Annotated in this window: 20 protein-coding genes; 10 read left to right on the top strand and 10 right to left on the bottom strand. The window is 34.8% G+C overall.

The annotated features are described in order from the left end of the window. Window position 1 precedes the first annotated feature (1 nt). Complete coding sequence (locus GMJ66_RS11700) at window positions 2-739, bottom strand: hypothetical protein (protein WP_156290503.1); 738 nt, start codon at window positions 737-739, stop codon at window positions 2-4. Window positions 740-915: 176 nt separating this feature from the next. Here GMJ66_RS11700 and GMJ66_RS11695 point away from each other — a divergent pair, with 176 nt between their 5' ends. From GMJ66_RS11695 to GMJ66_RS11685, 3 genes are all read left to right on the top strand, one after another. Beyond that, entirely contained in the window at window positions 916-1,239 is a 324-nt protein-coding gene (locus GMJ66_RS11695; protein ID WP_156290502.1) for a YwpF family protein, read from the top strand. Window positions 1,240-1,341: 102 nt separating this feature from the next. Next, complete coding sequence (locus GMJ66_RS11690; RefSeq protein WP_156290501.1) at window positions 1,342-2,706, top strand: TrkH family potassium uptake protein; 1,365 nt, start codon at window positions 1,342-1,344, stop codon at window positions 2,704-2,706. A 23-nt stretch (window positions 2,707-2,729) separates the two neighbouring features. Continuing rightward, on the top strand, window positions 2,730-4,358 hold the full coding sequence (locus tag GMJ66_RS11685; protein ID WP_197046676.1) for a putative bifunctional diguanylate cyclase/phosphodiesterase: 1,629 nt from the start codon (window positions 2,730-2,732) through the stop codon (window positions 4,356-4,358). A gap of 84 nt (window positions 4,359-4,442) precedes the next feature. Here GMJ66_RS11685 and GMJ66_RS11680 read toward each other — a convergent pair whose 3' ends face one another. From GMJ66_RS11680 to lepB, 4 genes are all read right to left on the bottom strand, one after another. Beyond that, window positions 4,443-4,562: a YjcZ family sporulation protein gene (locus tag GMJ66_RS11680; protein WP_156290499.1), complete on the bottom strand. Its 120-nt coding sequence runs from the start codon at window positions 4,560-4,562 to the stop codon at window positions 4,443-4,445. A gap of 361 nt (window positions 4,563-4,923) precedes the next feature. Continuing rightward, window positions 4,924-6,060 (bottom strand): S1C family serine protease, encoded by a 1,137-nt coding sequence (locus GMJ66_RS11675; RefSeq protein ID WP_156290498.1) that lies wholly within the window; start codon window positions 6,058-6,060, stop codon window positions 4,924-4,926. A 23-nt stretch (window positions 6,061-6,083) separates the two neighbouring features. Next, the gene (locus tag GMJ66_RS11670) at window positions 6,084-7,241 is read right to left on the bottom strand and encodes a zinc-ribbon domain-containing protein (RefSeq protein ID WP_156290497.1); all 1,158 of its coding nucleotides are present in this window, start codon (window positions 7,239-7,241) and stop codon (window positions 6,084-6,086) included. A gap of 504 nt (window positions 7,242-7,745) precedes the next feature. Next, window positions 7,746-8,240, bottom strand: a complete 495-nt coding sequence (lepB, locus tag GMJ66_RS11665; RefSeq protein WP_407939232.1) for a signal peptidase I — start codon at window positions 8,238-8,240, stop codon at window positions 7,746-7,748. 162 nt (window positions 8,241-8,402) lie between these two features. Between lepB and GMJ66_RS11660 the strand changes: the two genes are divergently transcribed. Next, window positions 8,403-8,642, top strand: coding sequence for an aspartyl-phosphate phosphatase Spo0E family protein (locus GMJ66_RS11660; protein WP_231514907.1), 240 nt, complete (start codon window positions 8,403-8,405; stop codon window positions 8,640-8,642). Window positions 8,643-8,655: 13 nt separating this feature from the next. Here GMJ66_RS11660 and GMJ66_RS11655 read toward each other — a convergent pair whose 3' ends face one another. Continuing rightward, on the bottom strand, window positions 8,656-9,819 hold the full coding sequence (locus tag GMJ66_RS11655; RefSeq protein ID WP_156290495.1) for an aminotransferase A: 1,164 nt from the start codon (window positions 9,817-9,819) through the stop codon (window positions 8,656-8,658). A gap of 120 nt (window positions 9,820-9,939) precedes the next feature. Here GMJ66_RS11655 and GMJ66_RS11650 point away from each other — a divergent pair, with 120 nt between their 5' ends. Further along, window positions 9,940-10,092 (top strand): FbpB family small basic protein, encoded by a 153-nt coding sequence (locus GMJ66_RS11650; RefSeq protein WP_156290494.1) that lies wholly within the window; start codon window positions 9,940-9,942, stop codon window positions 10,090-10,092. A gap of 67 nt (window positions 10,093-10,159) precedes the next feature. On the opposite strand, the gene GMJ66_RS11645 is transcribed toward GMJ66_RS11650, so the two are convergent. After that, a complete protein-coding gene (locus tag GMJ66_RS11645; protein ID WP_156290493.1) occupies window positions 10,160-11,068 on the bottom strand; it encodes a DMT family transporter in 909 nt (302 codons plus the stop codon). A gap of 303 nt (window positions 11,069-11,371) precedes the next feature. Between GMJ66_RS11645 and GMJ66_RS11640 the strand changes: the two genes are divergently transcribed. Next, window positions 11,372-11,716 (top strand): hypothetical protein, encoded by a 345-nt coding sequence (locus GMJ66_RS11640; RefSeq protein WP_156290492.1) that lies wholly within the window; start codon window positions 11,372-11,374, stop codon window positions 11,714-11,716. 176 nt (window positions 11,717-11,892) lie between these two features. On the opposite strand, the gene GMJ66_RS11635 is transcribed toward GMJ66_RS11640, so the two are convergent. The 3 genes from GMJ66_RS11635 to GMJ66_RS11625 all read right to left on the bottom strand — a co-directional run bounded on the left by GMJ66_RS11635 (window position 11,893) and on the right by GMJ66_RS11625 (window position 14,113). Continuing rightward, the gene (locus GMJ66_RS11635) at window positions 11,893-12,369 is read right to left on the bottom strand and encodes a YkyB family protein (RefSeq protein WP_156290491.1); all 477 of its coding nucleotides are present in this window, start codon (window positions 12,367-12,369) and stop codon (window positions 11,893-11,895) included. A 143-nt stretch (window positions 12,370-12,512) separates the two neighbouring features. Beyond that, complete coding sequence (locus GMJ66_RS11630) at window positions 12,513-13,085, bottom strand: SCO family protein (RefSeq protein ID WP_156290490.1); 573 nt, start codon at window positions 13,083-13,085, stop codon at window positions 12,513-12,515. Between the two features lie 173 nt (window positions 13,086-13,258). Next, on the bottom strand, window positions 13,259-14,113 hold the full coding sequence (locus GMJ66_RS11625) for a metallophosphoesterase (RefSeq protein ID WP_156290489.1): 855 nt from the start codon (window positions 14,111-14,113) through the stop codon (window positions 13,259-13,261). A gap of 699 nt (window positions 14,114-14,812) precedes the next feature. Here GMJ66_RS11625 and cbpB point away from each other — a divergent pair. From cbpB to GMJ66_RS11605, 4 genes are all read left to right on the top strand, one after another. Further along, a complete protein-coding gene (cbpB, locus tag GMJ66_RS11620; protein WP_156290488.1) occupies window positions 14,813-15,268 on the top strand; it encodes a cyclic-di-AMP-binding protein CbpB in 456 nt (151 codons plus the stop codon). A gap of 660 nt (window positions 15,269-15,928) precedes the next feature. Then, window positions 15,929-16,648: a 2,3,4,5-tetrahydropyridine-2,6-dicarboxylate N-acetyltransferase gene (dapD, locus tag GMJ66_RS11615; RefSeq protein WP_156290487.1), complete on the top strand. Its 720-nt coding sequence runs from the start codon at window positions 15,929-15,931 to the stop codon at window positions 16,646-16,648. A 13-nt stretch (window positions 16,649-16,661) separates the two neighbouring features. Further along, complete coding sequence (locus tag GMJ66_RS11610; protein WP_156290486.1) at window positions 16,662-17,783, top strand: N-acetyldiaminopimelate deacetylase; 1,122 nt, start codon at window positions 16,662-16,664, stop codon at window positions 17,781-17,783. Window positions 17,784-17,855: 72 nt separating this feature from the next. After that, window positions 17,856-18,098 carry a YkuS family protein gene (locus GMJ66_RS11605; protein WP_156290485.1) on the top strand — a complete coding sequence of 81 codons (243 nt, stop codon included), beginning with the start codon at window positions 17,856-17,858 and terminating at the stop codon, window positions 18,096-18,098. The last annotated feature ends 196 nt before the right edge of the window (window positions 18,099-18,294 follow it).

Here is an 18,294-nt window from a genome sequence, read left to right as displayed (position 1 = left end):
TTTATTTGTTTTGTTGAACATGTAATTTTATTGTTGTTGTTTTATTTAGCTCGGTTTCATCTAATGCAGCAGTGTTCTCATCATTTAAATTGACTGTATCAGGTATGGTAATGGATATATTTTCCTCATCCATCCACTCAATCGTTTGAAACGGCCATGTATAATGTAAAATATCAGTGTCGCTCATTTCATTTTCTAATGGCAGAGTGGACCAGGACTCTACATTAACTACAATAATGTGGTGTACGAGCGGAAAGTGTGTGGATACTGTTCGACTAAACTGCAAAATAATGTTTGTTTCACTAGGTGATGGAAATACATTTTCAAATTTGGCTAAGTCTGCAACAAGATAAGATTGCTTGTCTTTTTCCTGGTTAATTAGTAAGTAAGAGCATAAATCGTTCGTACATGAAAACTCGATCAAGTAAATCTCCTGTCCTTCAATAGGCAATTTTTCAATTCCCATTTGTTTTACTGCTTGAGAAAGATTATTAACTCCAGATAAATATTCATTTAATATTGGTACTGCTTTCAAATTTAATCTTAATATTTCCTCGTCAACTTGAAATTCAATAAATTCATTCATTTCTTCTTCATCAATAACCTCTTCCACAATCACTGGTTCCGTCTGTTCCATATATTGTGTATCTTCTGCTTTTTCAATGACCGGCTGATCTGTTGTTTCCGAACATCCGGACAGAAGTATTACAAATATGATTAAAGCCAATCGCTTTTTCATAAAAAAACGCTCCTATATAATTTGTTGTTAGAAACAGATAAATTATACAATAATATCAGATACGATGCTTATATTAATATAATAACAGTTTCTATAAACAATTCGTATGTTTTTCAGCTTATTTTTTTGGTAGACTCTAATTAAGTAAGTTATAAAAAGTTTGGAGATGAATCGGTGTGAAGACATTTAAGTTAATCATGCTAAAAATTTTAAGTGTGGATGAAAGACAGCAGGATATTCCTTTATTGGATGGGTTGATTATTAACAGAGAAGATGATTTATATCCAAATCAGTGGTTAATCGAAGCTTATGTGAGCAAGCAATGTAAAGCGTTTTTTGAAAAACTGAAGGAAGAAAATGAATTGATGATACAAGTTAAGATAACTAAAACAGAAAATGACCCTGTAGTGTTTAAATCAAGTATTATTGGGATTAATGATATTGGAACGGACATAAATGTATTATTTAAAGGGGAGATTGATAATAAGAGCGGAACATAAGAATCATCGTTTTGAAAAGCTTAACACACAGTAATACAGTCATTTGTGTTAAAATCTAACCTGTAACAACCAAGTAGGCTAACAACATATTAGGAGTTCATCATGAAATTATATTATTCAAAAGTTAAATGGGTGAATAAGTTATCACCAGTTCAAATTTTATTTATTTTTTATATCCTTGCTGTAACCATTGCGACTGTACTGCTTTCTTTACCGGCAGCACATAAAGACGGAGTAGACATTCCGTTTATTGACATTTTATTTACTGCAGTTAGTGCGGTGAGTGTGACAGGGCTTAGTACGATAACCGTTGCAGATACATTGAATACAACTGGCATTATTATTTTGGCCATTATTTTGCAATTTGGCGCAGTAGGTGTCATGGCAATTGGAACATTAATATGGCTGTTAATTGGAAAGAAAATAGGTTTAAAAGAAAGACGGTTAATTATGACGGATCAGAATCAAACCAGTTTCCAGGGAATGGTTCGTCTTATTAAACAAATTATATATGTCCTGCTGATAATCGAAATGATTGGATTTCTTGTGCTTGGAACTTACTTTCTGCAATATTTTCAAACAGCAAGAGAAGCCTATCTCCATGGATTCTTTGGAACAATCAGTGCCATTACAAATGGTGGATTTGATATCACTGGTGAATCATTAAAGCCGTTTAGTCATGATTACTTTGTTCAATTTATCAATATTTTACTTATTATTTTCGGAGCGATAGGTTTTCCGGTACTAATTGAAGTAAAGGAATATATCTTTGTTAAAAAAGATTTTAGAAGAACACAGAGGTTTAGTTTATTTACGAAGGTAACATCACTTACATTCTTTATTTTAGTTGTGGTAGGAGCAATAGGTATTTTTCTATTAGACAGGAATTACTTTTTTTCAGGCAAGAGTTGGCATGAGTCCTTCTTTTATTCGCTATTCCAATCTGTAACAACAAGAAGTGGTGGACTTTCCACGATGGATGTCAATCAACTTACAGAAGAAAATCATCTTTTTATGTCCTTATTGATGTTTATTGGAGCTTCGCCAAGCAGTGCTGGAGGTGGAATAAGGACAACAACATTTGCGTTAGTCGTCATTTATATTATTACATATGCCCGCGGGAAGAATAACATTCGAATTTTCAACAGGGAAATTTATGAAGAAGATTTGGCAAAAGCCGTTACAGTGACTTTAATGGCGGGTTTTATATTGTTTATTTCTATCCTGTCCATATCCAGGTTAGAGCCATTTTCGTTTATGGAAGTTTTATTTGAAGTAACCTCAGCATTTGGAACGGTTGGTTTATCTCTGGGAATCACTGCAGACTTAAGTACGACAAGTAAAGTCATTCTTATGATTTTAATGTTCATTGGCAGGATAGGTATTTTAACATTTTTATTAATATTTAAGTCAAATACTAAAAATGGTAATTTTCATTATCCAAAAGAAAAAATTATTATTGGTTAATGGGGGACGAGGGGGGAATTTATATGTCAGATAAAGTAATTGAACTGCCTTTTACAGAGCAGGTACTATCCAATTTAAGTGATGCTATTCTTTTTGTAAATACGGAGAAAGTAATTATAAAAGGGAATGAAAAAGCATTTCGATTATTGAATACAGGGGATTTACATCAGTCGATTGGAGCATATATTGATTTTCCATTTGTAACCAATCCCAAAGCAGGTCGAACGCTTGTAGAACTGAAGAGTACCCCCCCTAGGCTGATAGAAGTAAAAACGGTAAAGATTACAGAAACAGTATTTTGTTTAATTATGAATGGAATAGAGGACATTACCAAGAAGAGAGAGAATGAAAAAAGAGTGGAATATATGGCCTATTATGATGAAACAACAGATTTGCCGAATCAGAATTTTTTTATGAAAATGTTGTCAGAGGCGATCACAACCGCTAAAAAAAATGATGGATTACTTGCTGTATTTTTCATTGATTTAAATCATTTTAAGGAAATCAATGATACCTTTGGATATACATTCGGGAATAAGCTACTAAAAGCATGTGGTGCTCGTTTTAAATCATTTCTGCAGATTGATACGTTTATAGCAAGAAATGGTGGAGATGAGTTTATTATCTTAAAAAACACCTTGTCGGATAAGGATGAAGCAGAAAACTTAGCAAAAAAACTGATTAAAGAATTTGAAAAACCTATTAATATCGATGGGAACGAAATTTATGTTTCGGTTAGTATTGGAATTAGTATATTTCCAGAGAACGGTCTAACTCCAATCGATTTAATGAAACATGCCGATTCAGCAATGTATGCGATTAAAGGAGAGAATCGGAACAATTATCGTTTATTTGATCGATCCATCTCGGAAAATTTTAAAAAGATGCTATTTATGGAAAATAATTTGCGAAAGGCTCTAAAAGAAGGGCAGTTTGAACTGCATTATCAACCACAGAAAAGCATCCATACGAATAAATTAATTGGAATGGAAGCATTGCTACGCTGGAAACATCCTAAATTAGGATACATTTCGCCGTTGGAGTTTATTCCGTTAGCTGAAAAAACAGGATTGATTATCGATATTGGAGATTGGGTAATAAAAGAGGCTTGCAGGCAAAATAAGCAATGGCAGGATCAAGGTTTTTCCCCAATTACGGTAAGTGTCAATTTGTCTGCAAGGCAATTTCATCAGAAACATTTAGTGGAAAAAGTAAAGGATATATTAATGGAAGCAAATTTGGCTCCAAAATACCTGGATTTGGAAATAACAGAAAGTATGGCCATGTCCAATGAAGAATCAATCTTAGAAACGTTGAAAGGGCTTCGTGAGTTAGGGGTACAAGTCTCCATTGATGATTTTGGTACAGGTTATTCTTCGCTTAAATATTTAAGCCTTTTTCCAGTAAATAAATTAAAGATTGACAAGATGTTCATGAATGAAAATCCTTATCATAATAAGGCAATTGTAAAATCCATTATAAGGATGTCACACTCATTAAATATGAAAGTTATCGCGGAAGGTGTCGAAACAGAGGAACAAGTACAGTTTTTGGAAAGTGAAAAATGTGATGAAATACAAGGTTTTTATTTTAGTAAACCATTGCCATCTGCTGAATGTTCTTTTTTACTGACATCTTTATCACGTGCTTAACTGTCCGTAAATCCGCACTATGGAAGATTCCTTCATAAAAATAGCTTGTGCTATGAGCTCATAGCACAAGCTATTTGCATTCATTTAATAATAAAATGCTGCGCCTACAATAATTAAAAGAATGAAAAGCACAACAATTAACGCAAAGTTTGCGCCATAGCCATAGCCGCCATAGCCGTATCCGTAGCCTCCACAATAGCCCATGCTTTCACCTCCCAAAATGTTTCAATAATACAATATGTAGCGTAACTTAAAGTGTTTGGACGTTTGGCCCAGTATCGTGATAATGATTCATTTGCATGTTAGGAAGTGAAAAAATTGGTGATATAGTTATCCACGCAGTAAAATTTTAGGGTGCTAAGTACAAGTATAAAGGAAACTTCGACATTCCCTAAAAGACGAGGCAAATGCGATTTTTTTCTAACATGAAAAATGCCATCCAAAAACTGAATGGCATTTTATCATGGGATAAACAACCAGCAAACATCTGATTTTGTTTAGGGCCTTATGTTATGGCCTTTGTAGTTCTAACAGTCGGTGGATGAAGGTAAAACCATTTAATCTATTAATGATCCAGTTCTCTAATTTTAAGGATTTTTAATTGGTCATTTTCATATCCAATGTCAAAACTTAGTGGGAACGTCTCTGTTACTGTTTCCTGATCTTTTTCCTGTCTTTTTTCTACTGTAATTTCTATGTCGGTTTGAATGTAATCATCATCGATTGCAGTACTATCTGTATTAGAGTAATCAATACCAATTATGTTTACATATATATCGCGAAAATCTGCATAGGATGTTTCCTGTTGCAGGGAACTGCCTAATAGGGTGTAGGCATTAATATAATCTCGGATTGCAATACTGTCCAGGAAGTAATTTACCAGGTATTCTGCATCTTCAATAAAAAGGTCTGGCTTTTGTGTATCAATGATGTCTGAAGTACTATAAAAGTGCAATTGATCATTTTGCGCTTCATTTGACCATTGTTCAATTTGATCAATTACCTCAACAATAGGGATGCTAAAACCAATTGTACCATCCTGTGTGCCAACCGAATTGATTCCAATGATTTCTCCAGTTTCCCGTTTTATTAGCGGACCACCGCTATTTCCGTGGGTGATTTGAGCGGAAATCTGGTATACATTGGAATAATCAAAACCATCCACTGAGAAATTTCTGTCCGTACCTGAAATAATTCCGAGCGTAACCGTATTTTGAAAGCCGTGCGGACTTCCCAGTGCAATCACTTCGTCACCTATATCAGCAAAGTCTTCTTTTTGAATCGGTAAAGAATTTTCACTTGCTAATTGTGGTACTCGAATAACAGCAATATCAATCTCATCACTAACACCTACTACAGCAGCAGGATAAAGTCTAGCATTTGCGGTCCGAACATTAATGACATCAGCATTTTGGATAACATGAGCATTCGTTATAATATCTCCTTTATTGTTATAAAGAAATCCCGATCCCGTTATGGAACTGAATTCATTTTGACCTTCAATTTGAATAACGCTTTTTTCTGCTTCATGAATAATCGATTTTAAATTTAATCTGTCATCATCTGCTGTGACCTTACTTACGACAGGGTTATTCATTGTAATTTCTTGTACACTCCATTTGTTATAAACCATAATTATTGCAATAATACCAATGATTACGATGATGGTGGTAACTATAATAGGAGGGTATCTTTTTTGCATCTTGGCTCACCTCTTTGGATGCCTTAATCGGTATACCATGTTATTTTGTCAACTTTAAGCTTCATCTGTTCCTTCTTTACGTTTAAATCGTAGTGGGTGAATTCAAATTTTCCGCTTTCATCAGGATAGAGTGTATCTGGATAGACAAATACCTCGTTTGACAGTATTTCCTTCTCGTTATCTCCCAGAAGAGAGTACTCTACTAAAATAGAGTGAATAGGAATGGTCGCAACGCTTTCTACTTCACCCTTGACAACTAAATTTCCATTGTTATCTATTTCAATCCCGGAAGAAGTTAGTTCTATCGCATTTGTCTCATTTAATTCCTGGTCCGCTTGTGCTATATTCATGGCTTGCTCAATCCTTTGCTGCTGCGCAGTTTCAAAGGTTGTTCTTTCTTTGTCAATGGTGGTTTTTAAGCTGTTTAATTTCTCGGAGTCTGGTGCATATTTTAGTGCATCTTCAACAAACAGATAAGCCTCTGTGAATTGTTTTTCGCTTATAAGTTCACTCGCTTTTGAAAAAGAATAATCAATGATTTCGTTCCGTATAGTATCTGTAATTTCTTCGGCGTCTTTCCCAATAGACTCTGCATCCCATAAGAGAATTTTTAGTTCGTCAATATTCGGTTCCTGATCTAACTCATCATATAACTGTTCAATCTTTATCGAATCATGCTTACTTTTAATATCGTCAATCAGTTGATTAACAGCTTGTCCATTATAGTGGTTCAACTCGTTTTCTACTTGATTTAAAAGGGAAAGGGCGTCTTGAAATTGTTTATTACCAGCTAATTCTTCTGCATGTTGAACTGTTTTTTCCGTATCCATAGCCTGATAAATATAATCCAGTGTAATGGAAGCCTGTTTAAATCCTTTTTTATGCTCCAACGCTTTTTCCAATGATTGAATAGCCTGATCATAGTTACCATCCAATAGTTCTTGCTCCCCCTCAGTGTACAGTTCCTTGGCCTGTGCGGTTTTATTTTGTAAAATTAGCTGGGAAAGCCCAATAAGTGCAATGATGATTACAGTGGCAGCAAGAGGAAGAAGCCAATACTTATTAATTTGTTTTTTCTTTTTAAATCGTGCATCTATATCAGAAGGTAATTTTTTTCCACATTGAACACAATAGTATTCGTCTTCACGTACTGCTGTACCGCAGTAGGGGCAATAATGCATGATTTCACCTCCATTTATAGTAATAAAACTCTTTAAGAGGATGTTCAAAAAGTCCGGTGAAAAGGACACATCGAAAGGGGACCTTCGACTAAGTACCGACACGTCCTGTGTCGAACGTCGAAGTCACCACACACGCGCGCAATCCCGCTACTCAAAGCTTCGTCGCCTCGAACTTCTCGGTCCTTTTCATCCTTCTTTTTGAACACGCACATTAATTAGTATATATTTTAACATATTATTACTTTATTTAGTGTGTAGTAATGGTATATGATAAAGAAAGAATAAGTAATATGATATGATGGTTTACAGATATTTTGAAAGGGGTGCAGTATTTTGGAAGAATTGGAAATCATTTTTGGGATTGTTTGTTTTGGAATCCTTGCACTAAACATCGGGTATTCCGTATTAGATAGTGAAAAATAATACGAAAAGATAGAAAGGGCCCAGAATGACAAGACCCTTTCTATCTTTAAAGTTAACCACGCATATGACGCCACTTTCCTATTACCTCGTTCTTTCCCATTCATTGATAGGGTATATAATAATTTCTGATTTCCCGATGATCTCACTCTCTAAAATTAAGCCCAGTCCATTTCTGCTGTCTTTACTAATTGCACGATTGTCTCCCATCACAAAATAATTGTCTTCTGGAATCGTTACTGGGCCAAAGTTATTAGTTTGATGTATTGCTTCTTCTGTTAAAAACGTTTGGACATATCTGTCACCATCAATGTATAATTCTCCATTTTTAATTTCAATTGTTTCTCCAGGAAGCCCAATTACTCTCTTTACATAGTTTTTAGCTGGTCTTTGGATAATAACAATATCACCACGTTCTGGTTCATCAATTAAATATACTAATTTGTTAAAAATAACTCTCTCTCCATCTTCTAGAGTTGGGTCCATACTTTCCCCCTCTACAATGGAGGTAGCGAAAATAAATGTACGTAAAAATAGTGCGATTAGTATAGCAATGATAATGGCTTTCAACCATTCCATCCATTCGTTTTTCTGTTTTTCTTTTGCTTCTGCCAAAACTGACATTCCTTCCCGTATCAGTATATTATTAATAGTAGCACAGTCATTCGAAGGAATCGATAATTATATTCGCAAAATAACGGCGGATTTAATTTACTGAATAAATTAAATAGAAAGAAAAGCTTGTCAATAACCAATGGCCTATGCTACAGTATAAAAGAAATTAAAAAAGGAGGCTTTGTATCTAAGACAATGAGTGCTGCAGATAATATTTTAACAAGAATTGAATATCTAAGAAAAAAAATGTCCAATATTGCTATAAGTAAAGGATATACCGATTTAGAATCTGTTGCTATTAGCCAGGAATTAGATCGACTATTAAATCTTTATGAAAACATAAAGGAGAAAAATATAAAAGGATAGCAAAGTGTATATATTATTTTAAATAATCTTTTTGTAAGTAACCTTCTATACGATTTAGTCCTTCTTTAATGGTACTTATATCATAAGCATAGGACAGTCGCATATATTTTTCCCCTAATTTAGAAAAACTGCTGCCGGGCACTAAAGCAACTTTTTCTTTACGAACTAAATCTAACCCTAAATCAAAGGAAGTCATCTCCTCAATTGGAAATTTTGGGAAGAAATAGAAGGCACCTTCTGGTTTGTTAACTTCTAACCCCATATTTATCAATCGTTCAAATACATAATCCCTTCTGATTTTATATTCGTTACGCATCTTTTTCGTTTCGTCCGATTGACCAGTTAAAGCTTTTAGTGCAGCATATTGGCTAATGGATGAGGCACAGGAAACATTGTATTGATGTACTTTAATCATGTGTTCTGTAATCCATTTCGGAGCGAGTACGTATCCAATTCGGAATCCAGTCATTGAATGTGATTTGGATAAACCATTAATTACAATCGTTTTATCTTTCATTCCATTCAAACTCGCAATAGAAGTATGTTTAAGGTCAAAGATGAGTTCACTGTATATTTCATCAGCTAGTATAAAGATTTCCTTGTCCCTTAAAATAGTCACAAGGTCTTCCAGTTCGTTCTTTGAAAAGGAAGCACCAGTAGGATTAGAGGGATAGGGCAATACAACACACTTCGTATTTTCCGTTAAATTTTCCATCAGTGTTTCTTTTGTTAATTTAAATCCACTATTTGTCGTATCGGCATGTACTACTTTTGCTCCTGCCAGTTTGATTAATGGTTCATAACCCGGGTAAATAGGTCCTGGTAAAATGACTTCATCATCAGGTGATAAAATGGTTCGAAACACAATATCGATTGCTTGTGATGCACCTGTTGTAACGATGATTTCACTTTCCGGGTTATAACTTACTTCATAATTATTCTCGTAAAAAGCAGATATAGCTCTTCTTAATTCTAATATCCCTGCATTTTCAGTATATGTTGTCTTATTCTCAAATATTGCTTCCTGAGCAGCATTTTTTACGTATTCCGGTGTGTGGAAATCCGGTTGACCAATCGTTAAAGAAATGACGTCCTGTTCCCCTTGCACCATATTAAAAAATTTACGAATTCCTGATATTTCTATGTTTTTAACCTTTTTATTAAGTAAATGATCCATTTGGAAAAAAACCACCTTTTCATGAATTATTGAATTTTAATAAAATGTTCAAATAATTTTGATTTAAAAATGTGAAAAATAGGGTATAATAATATTAGAACATAATAAGGAGTGTAACATATGAGACCAAAAACATTAAACTTTGAGCAATTAGTTAAACAAAATAAACAAGAACTTTTAGATGATGAAAGAAGTATACAACAAATAGAAATGCGATTAGAGAAGAAACATAAAGATTTATTAAAAAAATCTAAACATAAACAGATTCAGTAAATATAAACTTTTTCGCAGAGGCAGGAATGATATATTATCATTCTTGCTTTTTCATGTATATATAGATTTAGCTAGATCGTCTGTCCACGTTTAAATTTCTTTTTATCGGTCGTTTTCTCTGTAATATAATTACTGCAGAAATGATACAAATCATGCCAATCATTTGGATCGTGCTAAATGGTTCTTTAAAAATAGAAATTCCAATTATAGTTGCTACAACTGGTTCAATCGTTGATAAAATGGATGCTTTCGATGCTTCGGTCTTTTGCAGCCCATAAGTATAAATGATATAGGCGGCAGCAGTTGGCAAAAATCCTAATCCAAACGCATACAGAAGAACAGTCGGACGGAATAGTATATCGAATTTTTCCACAAATGGAAAAAAGGGTAATAATGCTCCAGCCGCTACAATGAATGTGTATGTGGTTATAGTTAGACTAGAATAATGCTTTAATGCATATTTACTGAATATACTATACAATGCATACCCTAGTGCAGACCCCAGGCCGAATAATATAGTACCGAAACTGAGTATTCCTAAGTTCAATGGCACGAGACCAACAACTAAACAAGTTCCAAAAATCGTAATGATAAGTGCGAGTAGTTTGTTTCTGGTAAATGACTCGTTAAAAAGAAAGTATGATAAAATGGTTACGATGGCAGGTGCAGTGTACAATAATGCGGTTGCAACCGGGATTGTTGAAATATCCATAGCTGTAAATAAACAAAAATTAAAAAAGGTGATACTAAGAATTCCAGTACCCAAAAAATATCTTATATCTGTTATTCTATGTAGTTTCATTTTTTTTGGAGAAATAGTAATCATATAGAGCACTAAAAGTACGGCAGCTGTGAAGACTCTTAATGTAACTACTTCCATTGGTGTAAATCCAAATTCGTATAGATGTTTTACATACCATCCAATAGTTCCCCATAATGCTGCCCCAACGATAATATAGATAAAAGCTTTATTCAAAACAACTACCCATCCTTTCTTGTTTGCTATGTAGCTATTTTCCTTAACTGGCTCACTCCTATGGAAATTATAACAAAAGTGAAAAATAAGTGATAAGAATCCGTATAGTTTTCTTCATTTCGGGAAAAAATAAATATAAATCCATGTTAAAAAAGAGGGTGAAAAGGACCGAACAGTTCGAGGTGGTGCAAACTCCCAAGTAGGGGGCAGTCATAGGAAAATCAACTATCACGATGTGTCGCTTTTTACAAGACATTTTGAACTTTCTTTATTAAATGTAAATGATGAAGGGCGGGGTGAAGTATGGCAAATTCCTTCGTTAGCTTTATAAAATTTTCACATCTTGCTGCATTAGGTCTGGAAAGAGAACATTTTTATTTCATTTTAATAACTCTCGGAGCAGTTATATCTTTTATTATTATCCATCCTTTTGTTCAATGGTTTGTCGCTTTACAGTCTACAAGATTATTAAGCTATGTGATTAGCACGTTAGTACTACTTATCATATTTTTAGTTATGGGTATATTCATATCGGATTTAAGTGAGATATTATTAATAATATTAAAACTGATGCTGCAGTCGTTGGCTATGTTTGGCGGCGTATTGATTTTATACTATAGTGTACGAAGGTTGATTGGAAAGACATAACAACGGGGAGGATAGTTGGAAATCCTAAGACGTTGCCTAAGTTTTAACGACGTTAGGAAAGGGTGAAATCTTAGCAACGATGTTTTAAAAGTCGACTGTGCAGCCAAGCACAAGAAAAACGAACGGCATTCGAATAGGAGGTGAATACCGGGTTTTTCTCATGTACTGTTTATGAATTAAAACTTTCTGTGCTTATGAGTTGGTGGCCATTCCATTTTCCCGAGGGATGAAGGTGTATAGTAGGAAGAAGTGTATCTTCTTTTTATAGAGTGCTGTTTCTTCTCCGGCTTCCAATTAATGTAGTTGTAAACGATTTTTTTTGCTTTTGATAAAGACATCTTTGTTTGAGGATTCCGATAATTTTGATCAAGTGTACCTAAATGCTCAAGTTCTTTGAAGTCTTCCTTTGTTGGGGGGATATGAAAATAATAATCGTCAACTTTAACTAATAAAGTGGAGTGCTGATTACTGAATTTTGGATGATTAGAAAAATGGAGCCCGACCTTTCTTGCTCTTTTTTCTTTTAATAGTTTATTAATCGTTTCTTTTTTAATAAAATATAAGTGCTTAGGTTCTGGAGCTGTTTTAGCATGACGATTTATGGTATATAGTGCTTTAGCTAAATCTGCTAAAGAGACTTTATGCTGTTCCATTTTTAGTTGCCCTCCTCTCAAGTCTGTAACTTTCTATTAAATCTATCGTATCGCAAAGCTTGTCCCTGTGCAAGAGAAAAAGAAGAACAAAATGTCTGTTCTTCTTTCATATTGCTAAGTATATCTTGTGGTTTTGCATAAAACTAGTTGACCTTTTTCAAATCGGACACTATCGAATCCAATTGACTAGAGTCAACACCACTGTAATTTTTAATAACTTCTCCCTCTGGACTCACTAGGAAAAAGCTTGTGCCATGAGTAACTTGATCGGAACCCTCAGGAGGCTCTGCTACAAGGTTTTTAAATGATTTAATGGATAACTCTTTAATTGTTTCAAATTCGTATCCTGTTAAAAAAGTCCAATTTGAAAAGTCTGCATCATAACTTTCGCCATATTCTTTTAACACTTCTGGTGTATCATAATCTGGATCTACGCTAAAAGATACAAGCTGTGCATCGAGATTTTCTTCTTCCAGTCTGGATTGTAATACAGACATATTATGAGTCATCGGAAGACAGACCGTTGTACAATTTGTGAAAATAAAGTCAGCTATCCACCATTCTCCTTCTAGGTCACCAAGACTTAATGTTTCATTATCTTGTGTGGTAAACTCAAAATCAACTACTTGTTCAGACATGGTTGTATCGATTGGATATCCACCACATGCTGCTAAGAGCAGGAAGAGTCCTAGTGTGCTAAATTTCAAGAACCTCATTCCATCTCCTCTCCTTTTCTGATGAAATATGTATGTCTTATGTATGAATAAAAAAAACTAGTTATAGTATAACATTTGCCGTAATTTATTATCAAAAAAACCGTAAAAATGTTGTGAATTCTTTGTGACAAAATAAAATAGCAAGAAAATCCGACATTAAATCCGGACCCCTGCTATTTATTGCTTTTCAACATATAAGCATGAATTTCCGGTTTGCAAAGGAACCGGTAGGGGAGGCGAGTTGTACCGATTCCGCTATTCACATATAGTGAAAATGAATTATCTTTGAACATATATTTTCCTTGTACATACTTTTCGGCAAAAGCCGGTGTATACAAATGTCCAATAAATGGTAATCGAACTTGCCCACCATGACTGTGTCCTGATAATTGTACATCGATAGGGTAGTGAATAGCTTCCTCAACATAATCAGGTTCGTGTGCGAGCAGTATTGTAAATAAGTCCGGGTTTACGTGGTTTAAAGCCATTTCTATATCTGGTTTCCCTAACATGAGATCATCAATTCCTGCCAAAACGAGACGATCAGCGTTTTTTGTTATGGTGGAATGACTATTTTGCAATAAAACAAAATTGGCCTTCTCCATCACGTCCTTTATAATTTCAGTTCCATAACCACCATGATCATGGTTTCCATATACCCAATATTTCCCGTAAGGAGCGTTCAGTAATGACAGTTTCTCCTGTAAATGTGAAAACTGGTTGTACTGATTCGGCTTATCAACAAGGTCACCAGTAAAAACAATAACATCAGGCTCTAAGGCATTTATTTTATTAATAAGTCCATGGAGTTGATCGATAGTATAGTGAAAACCAATGTGTGTATCAGAATATTGTACGATTTTAAAATCATTAAATGATTGGGGAATCTTATTAGAACGGATCACTTCTTGTTGGATTTTCAGCAGGCCTGGTTCCACATCTCTTGCGTAATAGTATCCTCCACCAGTGAAACCAAGTATAGCTAAAACACTTCCCAACCCCCTTTTGATAAAGGAACGTCTATTCATATAAAAACCTCTCTAAATTTTAGTTCAGTATGATTGGGGATGAAATAGATTGAAATATTTGACTTTTTAATAATTTTTGTATAAAATTACAGTAGCAAAATAATTTCAAGCAATAGTTTTATTGTAAACGATGAAATGGAGTGTGTCATCCTAGAAGGGCAGGTGCACATTTTTCCTGATTATAAACTTCACTCAAAGGAAATCAACCCCAATAATATTTATACTCAAAATATGATGTATTGTTTATTTCAAGAGTGCTTCTTCCCTCTATATTAAAATAATATCTATTCCAATTAACTTGATTATAAAGGATATTCAAGAAGACACGCACCTTATATGAAGAGGTGTCCTAAAAATCCCCCCCCATTTATTTCGTATGTCTTAAACTACCATGTTTCTCCCTCTGGTAACAATATAATATAAATCATATGTTCACGTCATAACATGAGTGACTAAAAGGGGATTTGAAAGGAACCGGGATGTGTATTCAGCAATAATGTGATAAACTAATTAACAGAAAAGAAAACGCATACATTTTATTTTTTGTTTAAAAAGGGTAAAAAAATGTTTACAGCAATGAGAGATTGGTGAAGTAAAAATATATATGGAGGTAGCAAATACAAATAGAACTCTCGTTTCATTATGGGGAACGAGCGTATACGATTTATTTAAATGATTTTAAAGAAGGGGAGTTTATGTATGAGTATGTTACAAGAAGATAGAAAGCTGTCAGATATTTATGTGGATGAGTTGATGATTCCTTCTGAAAAAGTTGCACATGTACAAGTAAATAATCCTTTGGAACATGCATTATTAGTATTAGTTAAATCAGGTTATTCAGCTGTTCCGGTTTTAGATTCATCATATAAATTAGCTGGAGTTATAGGAAAAACTGTCATTCTAAATCAAATATTAGGTATAGAACGTTTTGAAATAGAAAAGCTCTCTGAAATGCGAGTAAAAGATGTCATGAATTCGAAAATACTTTCTCTGAAGAAACAAAATCATTTATTGGATGCTTTAAATGCTATGATTGATCATGCATTTGTCTGCGTTGTAGATGAGTATGATTATTTTGAAGGTATTTTAACGAGAAGGGCAGTTTTAAAGCAGTTAAAAAAAGAAATTTATACATCCAAGTTATTTAAAAAGTAATTATACACTTTAAAACGAAAGAAAGGGGGCTTAAGTACTCCCTTCTTTTTTTCATAAGGCTCCTTTCGCAAAGTTTGTTGATGTGGAATTGATATAAACTCTGGACTAATGAAAATTCCTATCGTGATGATCTCGCTTGTTCTAATGATGATAGCGTGCAAGCATTCTCGCTCCGGCAGAATACTTGCGGTTCGTGGGCACGACCTAAAACTCTCCTCTCGGAAAACCGGCGCGCCGCAAGTCTTCTAGTAACGCTTCGTAATAGAATTCCTCGGCGCAAGGGATCGAAGAAGACGTACCCTCGCTGCTAAAGTCTAAACACGAGTGATAATGCCCTCTAATGGTTGATATCCCGCATACACTGGTTGTATGTGCACCCGTTGTGTTGATATTTTGCACAACGGTCGACATGTGCTTCTTTATGGTCACCCGCGGAAGTCGTAGTGTATTTCCATAGCGGTAAGTTGGTGCTCCAACATCATTTAAAGTTAGTCCGAAGTTTATATAAAATATGAATTAAAATTTCAGGTAATCATCGTTTGCTAAAAAACGCCTTTTATAAAAGTAAATGTATAAATAGGGATGTTTTTATTAAAAATATTGCCAGTAAAATTTTCGTCTGATAAAGTAGAAGAGAAAAAGTTTTAGGAGGATTTAAAAATGGGAATGATGGATGCAAATGAAATTATCAGTTTTATTTCAAACAGTAAAAAGTCTACACCTGTAAAGGTATACATAAAAGGTGAAGAATTAAGTTCATTACAAATAGAAGATACGATTCAAGCTTTTGTTGAGAACAAAAGTGGTGTATTATTCGGTGAATGGAAGGATATTCAATCCTTCTTAGAAACAAATAAACAAGTGATTCAAGATTATGTGGTAGAGAATGACAGAAGAAATTCAGCCATTCCATTGCTTGATCTAAAAGGAATAAATGCAAGAATTGAGCCTGGTGCCATTATTCGCGATCAAGTAGAAATAGGGGACGGTGCGGTTATCATGATGGGAGCTTCCATCAATATTGGTTCTGTTATTGGGGAAGGGACTATGATTGATATGAACGCGGTCCTAGGTGGACGAGCTACCGTTGGGAAAAATTGCCATATCGGTGCAGGAACAGTGCTTGCAGGAGTAATTGAACCACCATCAGCTAAACCTGTTATTGTAGAGGACGATGTTGTGATAGGTGCAAATGTAGTTGTATTAGAAGGAGTTACAATTGGTAAGGGAGCAATTGTTGCTGCAGGTGCCATTGTCACACAGGATGTAGCACCATATACCCTTGTTGGTGGAACTCCAGCAAAAGTACTAAAGGAAATCGACGAGCAAACTAAATCGAAAACAGAGATTAAACAGGAATTACGTAAATTAGATAATTAAGCAGGCGATTTTTATGGATACAACACATTTAAAAAATATTAGAAGAGATCTACATCTGATACCAGAACTGGGATTTCATGAAATTAAAACACAACAGTATTTATTGGACAGGATAAATGAAATAAAATCCGAACGTGTTGAGGTACAAACTTGGAAAACTGGAATCTTAGTTCGAATTAATGGTACAGAACCAAAGAAGACTATCGGTTATCGTGCAGATATAGATGGTTTGCCCATTACTGAGCAAACCGGCTATTCCTTTCAATCTACACATCAAGGTAGGATGCATGCTTGTGGACATGATTTTCATATGACCATTGCTCTTGGGACCATGCAGTATTTTATTGAGAATCCAATTACTGATCACTTATTGTTCATTTTTCAGCCAGCAGAGGAAGGGCCTGGCGGTGCACTCCCGATGCTTCAATCGGAAGAGTTTCAGAAATGGAAGCCAGATGTGATTTTTGCCTTGCATATTGCTCCGGAACTCCCAGTGGGGACGGTCTCAAGCAAGGAAGGTACTTTATTTGCTAATACAAGTGAATTGTTTTTGGATTTTAAAGGACTTGGCGGCCATGCAGCTTATCCGCATTTAACACATGATATGACCGTTGCTGCAAGTAGCTTTGTCGTTCAGCTTCAGCAAATTGTTTCTCGAGCGATTGATCCATTGGAGAGCGCTGTTGTAACAATAGGCAAGATGGAAAGTGGTTTTGTACAGAATGCCATTGCAGAAACAGCTAGATTGGAAGGAACAATTCGAACGCTTGACCCGAATACGATAGAAACGGTAAAGGATCGACTGGATAAGCTGATTAAAGGATTTGAAACCAGTTATGATTGCTCCATTTCTATTGACTATGGATCTAATTATTATCAAGTATACAATAAGAAAGAATATGTTGATCTTTTTGAAAGAACTGTCAATCAGGAAGGAATCCAGTTTAAGCGTGCGAATACTGCTATGACTGGAGAAGACTTCGGATATTTTCTAAAAGAAATACCCGGGTTTATGTTTTGGCTCGGGGTAGATTCGGAGTATGGTTTGCATCATGCTAGTTTAAATCCTAAGGAAGATGCACTAGAAGTCGGTGTCAAAGCAGCTACTCGTATGATTGATGTGCTTGCTAAATAGGTTTTTGCATATTTTGAAAGTTTTGGGTGAAACTACATATGTAAATTTTCATATGTAGAGGAGGAAATACGTATGGCACGTATTGGAGTTGAAGGAACACTTACAGATGTTAAAGCAGCATTAATGGAGATGGGTCATGAAGTCGTTGATCTTAGAACAGAAGAAGATGTAAATGGATGTGATTGCTGTATTATTTCTGGACAGGATAAAGATGTAATGGGTATGGCTGATACCAGTACGGACGCTTCTGTGATTAATGCCCATGGGTTTGAAGCACAAGATATCGTTCAAATGGTTAATGAGAAATTATCTTAACTACAAGTAGCAGCAAAGAAACAGACTCTTAATTATGGAGTCTGTTTCTTTTTGTACTTTAGGAAAATATAAATTTTCAGCTTAAAAATGGATGGGGGGAGTACAGGCTTTCCGACAGGTGTCGTGTTCTTAGCATGTAAGGTCAGTTAGTTTTTCTTTTGTTCTGACCATAGAAAAAATTAAAAAAATTCCTTAA

The organism is Oceanobacillus salinisoli, assembly GCF_009733865.1.
Classification (GTDB): Bacteria; Bacillota; Bacilli; order Bacillales; family Amphibacillaceae; genus Oceanobacillus; species Oceanobacillus salinisoli.
Note: the sequence above shows the minus strand (reverse complement) of the source record. Positions and strands in the feature narration are given on the sequence as shown.

Bases quoted from the DNA above. Each gene is read 5' to 3' on its own strand.
- GMJ66_RS11700 (WP_156290503.1), bottom strand. From the start codon at position 739: ATGAAAAAGCGATTGGCTTTAATCATATTTGTAATACTTCTGTCCGGA.
- GMJ66_RS11690 (WP_156290501.1), top strand. From the start codon at position 1,342: ATGAAATTATATTATTCAAAAGTTAAATGGGTGAATAAGTTATCACCA.
- GMJ66_RS11685 (WP_197046676.1), top strand. From the start codon at position 2,730: ATGTCAGATAAAGTAATTGAACTGCCTTTTACAGAGCAGGTACTATCC.
- GMJ66_RS11680 (WP_156290499.1), bottom strand. From the start codon at position 4,562: ATGGGCTATTGTGGAGGCTACGGATACGGCTATGGCGGCTATGGCTAT.
- GMJ66_RS11675 (WP_156290498.1), bottom strand. From the start codon at position 6,060: ATGCAAAAAAGATACCCTCCTATTATAGTTACCACCATCATCGTAATC.
- GMJ66_RS11670 (WP_156290497.1), bottom strand. From the start codon at position 7,241: ATGCATTATTGCCCCTACTGCGGTACAGCAGTACGTGAAGACGAATAC.
- lepB (WP_407939232.1), bottom strand. From the start codon at position 8,240: ATGGAATGGTTGAAAGCCATTATCATTGCTATACTAATCGCACTATTT.
- GMJ66_RS11655 (WP_156290495.1), bottom strand. From the start codon at position 9,819: ATGGATCATTTACTTAATAAAAAGGTTAAAAACATAGAAATATCAGGA.
- GMJ66_RS11650 (WP_156290494.1), top strand. From the start codon at position 9,940: ATGAGACCAAAAACATTAAACTTTGAGCAATTAGTTAAACAAAATAAA.
- GMJ66_RS11640 (WP_156290492.1), top strand. From the start codon at position 11,372: ATGGCAAATTCCTTCGTTAGCTTTATAAAATTTTCACATCTTGCTGCA.
- GMJ66_RS11635 (WP_156290491.1), bottom strand. From the start codon at position 12,369: ATGGAACAGCATAAAGTCTCTTTAGCAGATTTAGCTAAAGCACTATAT.
- GMJ66_RS11630 (WP_156290490.1), bottom strand. From the start codon at position 13,085: ATGAGGTTCTTGAAATTTAGCACACTAGGACTCTTCCTGCTCTTAGCA.
- GMJ66_RS11625 (WP_156290489.1), bottom strand. From the start codon at position 14,113: ATGAATAGACGTTCCTTTATCAAAAGGGGGTTGGGAAGTGTTTTAGCT.
- cbpB (WP_156290488.1), top strand. From the start codon at position 14,813: ATGAGTATGTTACAAGAAGATAGAAAGCTGTCAGATATTTATGTGGAT.
- dapD (WP_156290487.1), top strand. From the start codon at position 15,929: ATGGGAATGATGGATGCAAATGAAATTATCAGTTTTATTTCAAACAGT.
- GMJ66_RS11610 (WP_156290486.1), top strand. From the start codon at position 16,662: ATGGATACAACACATTTAAAAAATATTAGAAGAGATCTACATCTGATA.
- GMJ66_RS11605 (WP_156290485.1), top strand. From the start codon at position 17,856: ATGGCACGTATTGGAGTTGAAGGAACACTTACAGATGTTAAAGCAGCA.